This window comes from Vibrio marinisediminis, assembly GCF_014050145.1.
Taxonomy (GTDB): Bacteria; Pseudomonadota; Gammaproteobacteria; order Enterobacterales; family Vibrionaceae; genus Vibrio; species Vibrio marinisediminis.
Map to the genome: position 1 here is coordinate 1 of NZ_JACFYF010000094.1, position 335 is coordinate 335.

The 335-nt window shown below is 64.8% G+C and carries 1 protein-coding gene; it reads left to right on the forward strand.

What is annotated here, in order from left to right; all coding sequences use genetic code 11:
• The coding region (locus H2O73_RS23525; RefSeq protein ID WP_281364265.1) for a PP-loop family protein at positions 1-335 on the forward strand (335 nt) is incomplete at both ends.

Below are 335 nucleotides of genomic sequence, written 5' to 3' on the forward strand. Positions count from 1 at the left end.
GGCAACCTATATCGGATCGCGCGGGAGGAGGGGTGTTCGGCCGTGGTGCTGGGGCATCACCGGGACGACATTCTAGAGACATTTTTCATGAACCTCTTCCACGGCGGACGCCTTGCGACCATGCCACCGAAACTGGTCAACGAAGAGGGCGATCTGTTCGTGCTCCGGCCCCTCGCCCATGTGGCAGAGGCCGACTGCGCGCGCTTCGCCAAGGCCCTCGACTACCCGATCATTCCCTGCGACCTCTGCGGCAGCCAGGACGGCCTGCAACGCCAGCAGGTCAAGGCCCTTCTGGATGGGTGGGAGGCGAACTCCCCCGGACGGCGCCAGGTCAT